At 60.2% G+C, this 9790-nt stretch carries 8 protein-coding genes; 4 read left to right on the forward strand and 4 right to left on the reverse strand.

Annotated features, from left to right (window positions below; translation table 11 throughout):
- Nucleotides 1-28: 28 nt before the first annotated feature.
- Together ACN0WV_RS16885 and ACN0WV_RS16890 are read right to left on the reverse strand one after the other, a co-directional pair.
- Nucleotides 29-1273, reverse strand: coding sequence for a PAN domain-containing protein (locus ACN0WV_RS16885; RefSeq protein ID WP_417607321.1), 1245 nt, complete (start codon nt 1271-1273; stop codon nt 29-31).
- A gap of 305 nt (nt 1274-1578) precedes the next feature.
- Entirely contained in the window at nt 1579-3135 is a 1557-nt protein-coding gene (locus ACN0WV_RS16890; protein ID WP_417607323.1) for a winged helix-turn-helix domain-containing protein, read from the reverse strand.
- A 78-nt stretch (nt 3136-3213) separates the two neighbouring features.
- On the opposite strand from ACN0WV_RS16890, the gene ACN0WV_RS16895 reads away from it, so the two are divergent.
- Nucleotides 3214-4074 carry an alpha/beta fold hydrolase gene (locus tag ACN0WV_RS16895; protein WP_417607324.1) on the forward strand — a complete coding sequence of 287 codons (861 nt, stop codon included), beginning with the start codon at nt 3214-3216 and terminating at the stop codon, nt 4072-4074.
- A 242-nt stretch (nt 4075-4316) separates the two neighbouring features.
- Here ACN0WV_RS16895 and ACN0WV_RS16900 read toward each other — a convergent pair whose 3' ends face one another.
- Entirely contained in the window at nt 4317-5510 is a 1194-nt protein-coding gene (locus ACN0WV_RS16900) for an alpha/beta hydrolase (protein WP_417607326.1), read from the reverse strand.
- A 134-nt stretch (nt 5511-5644) separates the two neighbouring features.
- Here ACN0WV_RS16900 and ACN0WV_RS16905 point away from each other — a divergent pair, with 134 nt between their 5' ends.
- Entirely contained in the window at nt 5645-6532 is an 888-nt protein-coding gene (locus ACN0WV_RS16905; RefSeq protein WP_417607327.1) for an alpha/beta fold hydrolase, read from the forward strand.
- Nucleotides 6533-6818: 286 nt separating this feature from the next.
- Here the strand turns inward: ACN0WV_RS16905 and ACN0WV_RS16910 are convergent, their stop codons facing one another.
- On the reverse strand, nt 6819-7751 hold the full coding sequence (locus tag ACN0WV_RS16910; RefSeq protein ID WP_417607329.1) for an alpha/beta fold hydrolase: 933 nt from the start codon (nt 7749-7751) through the stop codon (nt 6819-6821).
- Between the two features lie 169 nt (nt 7752-7920).
- Here ACN0WV_RS16910 and ACN0WV_RS16915 point away from each other — a divergent pair, with 169 nt between their 5' ends.
- Both ACN0WV_RS16915 and ACN0WV_RS16920 read left to right on the forward strand, forming a co-directional pair.
- Nucleotides 7921-8994 carry an AfsR/SARP family transcriptional regulator gene (locus tag ACN0WV_RS16915; RefSeq protein ID WP_417607331.1) on the forward strand — a complete coding sequence of 358 codons (1074 nt, stop codon included), beginning with the start codon at nt 7921-7923 and terminating at the stop codon, nt 8992-8994.
- Between the two features lie 43 nt (nt 8995-9037).
- The gene (locus tag ACN0WV_RS16920) at nt 9038-9523 is read left to right on the forward strand and encodes a hypothetical protein (RefSeq protein ID WP_417607333.1); all 486 of its coding nucleotides are present in this window, start codon (nt 9038-9040) and stop codon (nt 9521-9523) included.
- The last annotated feature ends 267 nt before the right edge of the window (nt 9524-9790 follow it).

A 9790-nucleotide genomic window follows, 5' to 3' on the forward strand; every position in this document is an offset into this window, starting at 1 on the left:
TTTTCGGGGTCAAAGCCATTCCCGTGCGCTATCTCTTGAATGCGCTGATCACCCCCGCTGTGGGCCTTTGGCGCTCGACGCCAGATTTGGGCCAGCACCATAATCTTTTCTGAACGTATGACACAGCGTTGCACTGTTCATATTCCATGCAAATGGCCTTGCACTGTGCAAAGCTGACATCGCGTATGCCGTCAGTCGTAAGATCCGCCCCTGGGTAGTCTGTGGCGTGCTGATCGATCATTGTCCGAACCGCGATCTGGTTCTGCGTCGGGCAACTACGGATCATTTCGTTCAGCAGCCCGTCCCGGATGATCTGCTGGAAGCCGAAGAAGATATCTCCGCCCGGTGAGACAATCCTCGCGCCGAATTTCTCGGCTCTCATCGCGGCCTGTGCAATGCTGAAGGGCATATCAAATACTACTTTGCCGCGCATGTCTAACCGATCGAGGACGTCCCAGCGGTCTACCGGGAACCATGCATCATTAATCCCTAGATCGAATGAGCCGTAGGCTGCGAGCTCAGGCTCATGTAGATCCGCCACTCCCGCAACCCCAGTTTCCGTACAGAAAAGCGTAAGGAAACTGTCTCCCGTGACCGCAACCTGCTTCATGCGTAGTGCAATCTTTCCGTTCAGGTTGATGTAGGAAGCTTGTTCGTCGTAGATGCCATTGGTGACGACGCGCCATTTCTCCAAATCACTCTGCGATACCCAGAGGATATCGTTGTGATCGATTAGGGACACCGCCTCGAACAGATCCGGTTCCACCCGGTGGCTCCGGATGTATTCGGAAAGAACTCCAGAAACCGCTTGTCCGATTGCAGCGCCTTCATTGCCATCGAGATCCGTGTTTGTGAAACCGAACCGATGGATTCCGATACGCGCACCGTTCGAGATGTAACGGTAATCGGCAGCGATATACGCGTATACGCAGGCGCTTGCACATATCGCATCCGGCATATCTGTAGCGCCCACCTGAGCAGAAACGATTGCAGGGATATCGGCGATATAGTCGCCCATATTGAGGCTTTCCATCAGGGAGCCGCCAGGGCTGTCGAATATAATGAGGACGTCCCTGACGTCTGAAACATCAACTCCTTCGATCGAGGCCTTCAACTTTTCCGTGTCGCCCGCTTGGATTTCTCCTGTGGCGGTGATGTGCAGAGTTGGCTGGCGGATGGGCCGCAGATCGAGTCTCTCTATCGAGAAATCCATGCCCCATGAGGAAGCTGGTGCCATCAGCGTGACGCAAAAAATTAGAAAGAGAAGGTACATCAGGTCCCTTTTTCAAGAGGAGGAGGGGCTTCGAAAGCTTGAATGTAATGTCGTGAACTATCAAGAAGGTTTGTGGAGATATGGTGGTTGGGTAATCGACTGACGTGAGTGACGAGCAGTTGATAACGGCCCATTGCTGCCATGTGACGGAGACGCAGATGCTACGGTGCGGCCCGTCATTCCTGCCATTCGCCACGCATGCAAAATACAAGTCTGGGCGAACTCACGTGGTGCGGACAAACGAAGCGTGCGTCAGACCGACCTGACGACAGCGTATGATGGCAGCGAATGTCCGGTCGTTTCTGTCACCCATCTTTTCCGGGCAAGCCGGCCCGTTCGAGCGCGCGATTCATCTTGATGATAAAGCTCTCGGGGAAACACCAGCGCCTGTAAGCGAAGATGGCGTCGTCGCGTGTGAACCCCGGTCTCAGCTCCCGTAGTCTTTCGATCGCACGACGCGCTTCCGGCAAGCGGTCGAGATAAGGAAGTGTATAGGCAAGTTGCACCTGGCTGAGCCACGAGGTCTCGTCATAGGCATGCATGAAACCATCCAGTGCTGCTTCGTAGTCGCCCGCGACCCAGGCCGCCTTGCCGATTGGCCAGTACCACCATCGCGCATAGCCCTGCGGTGCAAGATCAATGGCGCGTCGGGCAAGGGCTGCGCCTTCCTCCCACTGGCCGACATAGGCGGTCCAGTTGCCGGTTCCGCCAAGGATGTTCGGATCGTCCGGATTGATTTCCAACGCCCTGCGGGCGGCTGCAAGGGTTTGCTCGCGCAGGCAATTCGCATAATAGACCCGCGCCATCGCATAATAGGTTGCTGCGTCAGGCGAAGGATGCAGGGCCTCGGCCTTCTCGACGGACGCCAGCGCGCGCGCAGCCAGTGCAGTCCGAAGCGTCGGATCCGACCGTGCCGGTTCGTCCAGTCCCACACCCCACCAATATTGCTGCGCATAGAGCGCACCCTGCAAGGCCAGCGCGCGCGCGTCCCGTGGGTTCAGTTTCAGCAATGCGGAAAGGCAGGCCTCGGAGCGTTTGGCCACCCGGTCGTTGTTCTGGTTCCCCTGAAGCTGATAGCTGATCAGATAGCATTCGAGCGCGGTCAGCTCCGCGGTCGGCTTGTTCTCCGAGGCTTTGAACAGCACGCGGGCAATCTCGCCGTTCAGCGGCGAAGCCAGGCGGGCGGCAAGCCGCGCCGCAAGCCCATCGGTATCGTCGAAGGTGCGCGAGAAAATGATGCGGCCGGTTGAGGTGTCCATGACGCTGGCCAGCACGCGCCCCTGCTGCGTTGCCGACAGATTGAGAGCAAAGCGGGCGTTGCCTGCAACGCGCGTCAGGCTGCCATAGCGGTCAATCGCATGGCCCAGATCGCCAGCAAGCCCCACTGTTGCGTCGTCAGATGTGATCGCAAAGGTCGGAAGCATCTCTTGCGCCGGGTCGCGCAACAGCAGCAGCGCCGCAATCAGAACGGCGACACAACCGATGGCAATGGTCGTGGCCCGCCAGCGCCACAGCTTGGGAGCAGATTGGTCGGCATGCAAGCGGAAGCCCACGCGCGGAACGGTTTCCAGCACATGCTTTTCAGTGTCGCCAAGCGCCCGGCGAATTTCGCCCACGCATTGCGTCAGGCTGTCTTCGGTAACCGCCTGACCCGCCCAAATATTGTCGAACAGTTCGTCCTTTCTGACGGTCTGGTCGACATTGTCCGCCAAGCAGGCCAGCACCTCGAAGGATTTGGGCCTGAGCTGCGTGAACGAGCCGTCGGGACCAATCACGCCACGGCGATCCGCGTCGATCAAAGCGCCGTTGAAACGTCGCACGATTGCGGGGCGCGGAGCCAGGATTTCGGACAATTTCGGCATTTTTCGGACCGGGGTTCGGGACATCGATCGAAAGAAAGATGAATGCTCAAGTATCAGTGAAAGTCATGGGAGGTCATTATGCAGCCTGCAGCACTTTATGTCACCGTCACCATTCTGGTTGCGTTCGGCAGCAGCACAAGCGCGGATACGACGCTCAAGACCGTTTCGGACGGCGACGGCCCCGTCATGCTCTTCGTTCACGGGTCGATTTCTGATCATCGGGCCTGGGATCCAATTCGCGCTGCGATCCCCATGGACAGACGCGCCGTGGCCTACGACATGCGGTATTTCGGCAAGGCCGACTGGCCTGATGACGGTGAGAGTTTTTCGGTCGATACCCATGTTGCCGACCTGATTGAGGTCATCGAAGCTCTCGATGCCGGGCCCGTCGATCTTGTGACCTGGTCCTATAGCGGTGAGATCGGCGTCAAGGCAGCGCTTCAGAGGCCAGAGCTTTTCAGGACGATGATGCATTACGAGCCGGTCATCGGATCGCTTCTTTCCGGCGCGGAAGCCGAGGCTGCCACCAAAGATCTGATGTCGCGCTTCGCGCCCGCGGTCGCATTGCTGAAAGAAGGCGACAGCGAAACGGCGGCGCTGCGCTTTGTCGAGGTGGTATTCAAGTGGGACGACGGCGCGGCCGAGGCCGAACCCGCGGAATGGCAGGAAATGTGGCGGCAAAACGGCCGAACCTTGCCGATCCAGTTCGCTGCTCCTCCGGGTCATCAGGTCACCTGTGAAGAGCTTGCGGCACTTCGGACACCGACCCTGGTGATTGAGGGTAGCGAGACCCATGCGCGTTATTCGCTGATGGCCGAGGCGCTGGTCGCCTGTCTTCCAAACGCAACACTTCAGACATTCGAGGGTTATGGCCATGACGGGCCTTACAGCGCGCCGGACGAAGTGGCTGAAAGATTGGTCACATTCGCGGAACGCTGATGGCACGAACGGAGAAAACATCTGTGAACAAACCCGAATATAGGCCTTGGCGGCGGCGCAGCAATGTCCAGCGTCGCCGTCGATGCCCTACGAAGGTAAAGCCCGGCCCAATCCTGCCCTTCGCGATTTCGGGATGCCGCAATGTTGCTTTCACCGAACCGGCCGTTCGACCGCTGGTGCAGCATTTTCGTGAGGCGGGCGGCAGCAATGCGGGACAAAGCGGCCATTGGACACTGGTTCAATCAGAGCGTGCTCAAGCCAAGATCAAATAGAAAGCGATCAATAGCACTTGTGGCTTGGCCGAAGCCGGTCGTCCCTGGCAGGAAAATGTGGTTGTCATCCTCGAGAAGGACAAGGTCCGCATTCGGCATGGCGGCGGCCAGCCGGCGACCTTCGTCGGCCGCGACCGAGCGATCTCCCCGGGAATGAAGCAGCAGCGAAGGCGTTGTCACCTCTTTCGCCATGTCCTCGATGTCAATGCTGACCATCAATTCGAGATTGGCAAGAATGGCGGCCGCATCGCAGGCACGACGCTGCATCTCGTCGAATTCGCGTGCGGCCTCGGCGCTGCAATCGGGAATGAGACGCGCGGTAAAGAATCGCCGATATTCCGGATTCGGGTCGTTCCAGCCGGCAAGGATCAGTGCCTTGCTGCCCTCGTATTTGCGAACCTCGGCCTCGTCGCCGCTGACCAGCCATCCGCGGCCGAATCCGCCGCGCCCGACGATGCCGATCACCCGTTCGGGATATCTGTGTGCAAATGCGATTGCGAAGGCCACGCCCTGCGACGGGCCGAACAGAAAGAACCGCTCGACACCGGCCGCGTCGGCGACCGCGCGCATGTCCTCGACCATGTCATCGATGCTCAACACCCCTTCGACGCGATCCGACATACTGGTGCCGCGCTGATCGAAGCGGATCAGGCGCACACGTTCACCAAGCCAGCGATAGAATTGGGTGAAGATCAGGCTCTGCGCCTCCATCTCGATATTCGAGATCCAGCTTGGTGCCTTGAGCATCGGCGGACCAGTTCCCGACGCGGTCCAGGCCAGCCTCACGCCATCGGCAGACGTCGCAAAGCGGATCGGATCATCGTCAAGCGGTTCGATTGCAGTATTGACCACGGCAGCATTGCCGACGGGCGGGGCCAGCCGATAGCCGCTCTTCGGATGCGTCTGCAGGATCCGGCGCTCATGATCGCCAAGCGCGCGACGGATATCGGCCACGCATTGTGTCAAGCTGCTTTCGGTGACGGCGATATCGCCCCAGACAGCATCCATCAGATCGCGCTTCGACACGATCCTGCCTGACGATCTGGCCAGTTCGGTCAGCAGCTGGGCGGATTGCGGCCTCAGCGTATGTTCTTCGCCTGACAAGCGTTTCACCAGCCGGCTGTCGCTGTCGAATGTGGCATAGCCGATGTCGATCCGTGCCATCCGAACTCATTCCCCACGGCGGCGTGGCTTTCACAAAATTTCATGTCGGTTTCAGGACGCTACGCCGTCACGGATTGTAACCTGAAGGCCTCGATTCCGACAAGTCACGCAAAATCAAAGAACTGGAGGGAATGATGTCGAGATTTTCAGTCACATATACAGCGGCCCTAGCCATCGCGCTGGGTCAGACCGCAATTGCCGAAACCGCCGAAATGCAGGTCAATGGTGCGTCCCTGACCTATGTCAGCGAAGGTGAGGGTGTGCCGGTCGTATTCGTCCACGGTGCGATCAGCGATCTTCGGGCGTGGGAAGCCTATGGTCCGATCATATCGGATGAACGCCGCTTCGTCGCCTATTCACAGCGCTACTTTGGAACTGGCGACTGGCCCGATGACGCCACGAATTTCCAGCGCACCACCCATGTCAGCGATCTGATTGCTTTCGTAGAGGGCCTGGATGCCGGTCCGGTTCATCTGGTGACCTGGTCCTACAGCGGCGAGATCGGCGTCCATGCGATGCTTGATCGTCCGGACCTGTTCCGCTCGGCGGTGCATTACGAACCTGTTCTCGACAACCTTGTGTCGGGCGCGCCCGGCGGCGCAAACGCGACACGCGATCTCTTCTCGCATTTCGGGCCGGCGGTCATGGCCGCGCAGGAAGACAGGCCCGAGGATGCTGCCCTGCGTTTCATCGAGGCAGTGTTCGAACTGCCTGAAGGAGGTGCCGAGACCGAACCGGCGCAGGAGATGTGGCGCCAGAATGGCCGAACGGTTGCGCCCTATCTCGCGATGGACCCGCCACCGTCGCTCGATTGTGACGCGCTTGGTGCGATAACGGCGCCCACGCTTGTCGTGCAGGGTGCGCAGTCCTTCACGCGCTTCTCGATCATGGCTGACCTCGTCGCTGCATGCGTGGAAAATGGGATGACGGTGATGCTTCCCGAAGTCAATCACGGCGGGCCCTATCGTGCGCCCGACAAGTTCAGCGCGGTGATTGAGGGTTTTCTTTCAATTGTCGAATGACAGTGGAGAGAACGAACATCCGTGAGGAGGCGGCGCAGTTTGAGGGAAGACTGTGTAAGACTGAGGGAGCTCCTACCCGACCTGCGGCACTGCGGCACCATTGCGCAGTGCCGCTCGTGATTGTCAGGTAATGTCGGCCCGTTCCGGTCGTTCGCGGATGGGTGTTTGCTGCAGTGCAGCTTCCCCGAACCGGCCGCTCCATGCTCGTGCCAGGGTGAGAGCTGGCCTGCGTTGACGAAGTTGCCATTCACGCGGCGCGGAGCCCCCAATTGCATTGATCCGATTGCTATTGAGGGATTTCCTGCCCGCCCGAATTGGAGTCTTCCTTCAAAGCCCTGAAACCCAATATCAAATCCATCAAACGATCCGGGCGCCTGTAGGGGCCGTCATGCGTCACACCCTCCATACGGACCAGCATCGCATTGCCCGAACATTCTGCCAGGCGCTCGGACATCATCGCCCATTGCACCAGCGTTTCGCCACCCAAGACCACCAATGTAGGCACCTCCAGACGGCTCAGATCATCGCAGCTGAGCGGTTCACCTCGCGCCATGGCGCCGAAGACAGGCAAGGTTCGACCGTTCTCTTTCCAATAGGTCGGGAACGGCTCGGCTTCATTGTCGGCCGCGCCTTCAGCCATCCGAAAGACCGATTCGATAATGCGCAAGGCAGCGGCCTCGACGTCGCCGGCTTCAAGTGCCGCGACCATCGGACCCACCGTCGCACCGAATTGCGCGCGGGCAGCCTCGGCGCCGGGCAGGTCATCGATCAGCCGGTCGACATCCGGTTCGAAATGCACCATCGAGCGGAATAATTCGGGTCGCTGCAGCGCCGCATAGGTGGCGATTTCGCCGCTGTAGGACCATGTCACCAGATCGACCGGGCCGGCATCCAACCTCTCGATGAACGCGATCAGGTCAGCGATATGCGTTTCGCGCGTGAAGCCCGCGCCGTCGTCCGGCCAGTCTGCAGTGCCGAAATAGCGCTGCGTGTAAGCGATGAACCGGCCTTCCGCGGAAATCCGGTCAGCATAGGCCTCCCAGACCCGCGCGTCGGATATCGCACCGTGGACAAAGACGATCGGCCCACCCTCGCCCTGTTCAATATAGTTCAGTTCGGCACCCTCCACCGGCATGGCACCGGTCTCGATCGACCATGCCGGAGACAGGCCCAACGCCATCGGCAATGCGGCGGCTACAATGACTGTGAAGATCTTCATCGTCCATTCTCCCCTTTTTTTGATTCGCCAGATTCGGCTTCTGGTTTGGCCAGTATCCGGTCGAGGACGTCACGACAGCGTCACGCACCCCGTCACGCGGCAGTGCCAGAGGGGATATTTCGTGGATTTTGGGTGAATTTTTTGGGGTTGGACGGTTCTGTGCTAGGATATGGATCAGCGAACTGGTCTGACGATGACGATCCTGCGACTTTCCTTGCTGGGCGAACCATGCCTCACGATCCCCGACGGTCAGGCTTTGACGACGCCGGGGCCGAAGGCGATGGCGTTGCTCGCCTGTCTGGCAACAGCCCCCGATCTGCGGATCAGCCGGGCGGCGCTGGTTGACTTGCTTTGGAGCGACGCCAGTTCGACCTCCGCCGCCCGTCATGCCCTTCGTCAGTGCCTTGTCCGGCTGAGGGCGCAGCTTGGCGATGCGTCGGGCGCCCTGATGGCCGATGCCGAGGTGGTATGGCTGAACGCGGATTTGGTCGCACTTGACGTGACCGAGTTGCGCGCCGCCTTGCTGGACGGGACGCGCCACTCGATCCTGTCACTTGCGATCCGGGGTCGGTTCTGCGCCGGGCTCGATGTCAGAGTTGCCGGTTTTGAGGCATGGTTGTCCGACCAGCGGCGCGAATATGACCAGCTTTGCGCGGAGGTGTGCGGAAAGGCGGCCTTGATCCTAGCTGGTGCCGGGGAAGAATTGCCTGCAATCGCGGCAGCACGGCGGCGGCTTGACTTCGAGCCCTTTCAGGACGACGCTCATGCCGCGCTGATCGCGCTTTGCGTCGGTTTCGGTCGGCGGCAGGAGGCAGCGCTTGCCCATGCCGCCTGTCACGATCTTTTCCGCAGTGAGCTTGGCATCGAACCGGCTCCGCAGGTTGATGCGGCGCTGCGGGTGAAAGTGCCGGCGCGCCGCCTGCCTCTGCCGATGCAGGCGCAGACCGCGCCGATTGCACCCCGCCGCCCCGCTTTCGGCGCTTTCGCGGCCGGCCTGGCCGCGGCTGCGACGCTGTTTCACCTTCTGGGCCCTTGGCCCGATGGACAGACGACCGAGCCAAGCCGAAACCAGATGTCGATCTGGGTCAGCCCCGCGTCGGCGGGTGCCGTTCAAGGCACAGCATCCGGAACCTCATTGACCAAGGCCGCACTAACGGCCTCCGATGACGCGCGAGGGACGATCATCGGTGGCATTGCAGACGAGGAGACCGACTATGCGATGCTCTACCCCGCCGGTTGCTAGCCGTTTTCGAAAGGCCGCCGCAGTCCTTGCGGTCCCGGCCGCCTTGCTGCCGCACCACGCGGCTCTCGGTCAATCCGTCGCGGGGGAAGGCAGCTTTGCGGCCAATTTTGTCGGCTATGCCACGAATGAGATCGAACCGCTGCAGACAGGTCCGGGCCGCATCTTCGGTCTGGTGGACTCGACCCTGACCGCGATGAATGCCGAGAACGCAGCCTTCCTGCACAACCAGACGGGCAGATGCTTGGGCAACTGGACCGTCGATGAGACGACAAATACCTTCGAGGAACTGGTTAACTGCACCTATACCGACGCCGACGGTGACCAGATCTTCGAAAGCGCGACCTTCGACCGGCAGCCCCTCGACGCACCTCATGTCGGCACCGGGCGATGGCTGGGCGGGACCGGCAAATATGAAGGACTGAGCGGGGTCTTCGAGATCAGAACACGGACACTGCGATCCGCCCGCGAAAATCTGGTCCAGTATGTGGGAACAAAGCAAGGGCAGTACAATCTTGCGCCCCTGGAATAGCTGTTCGAGGCCGACATCTATCCCAAGGGGACGAACAGTTCACTGCAGAGGGTCGGAGCGGCCCGTTCCGGCCATTGACCACCGCCTTGCTCCGCTGCGGCGTGGCCCGTCATTCCAGCCATTCGCTGCGCCTGCGAAATCACGCAGCCGGCGCACCGCACTTCCGGGATATTGCGATTACCTGAGGCTCTGATGATGTGACCACCCCCCGACGGCATCAATGTGCCAAGGTGGGTCTACGATGATCCACAAAGGAGGACGGTCATG

It is taken from the genome of Primorskyibacter flagellatus (assembly GCF_048268605.1).
In the GTDB taxonomy this organism is placed as follows: domain Bacteria; phylum Pseudomonadota; class Alphaproteobacteria; order Rhodobacterales; family Rhodobacteraceae; genus Primorskyibacter; species Primorskyibacter flagellatus.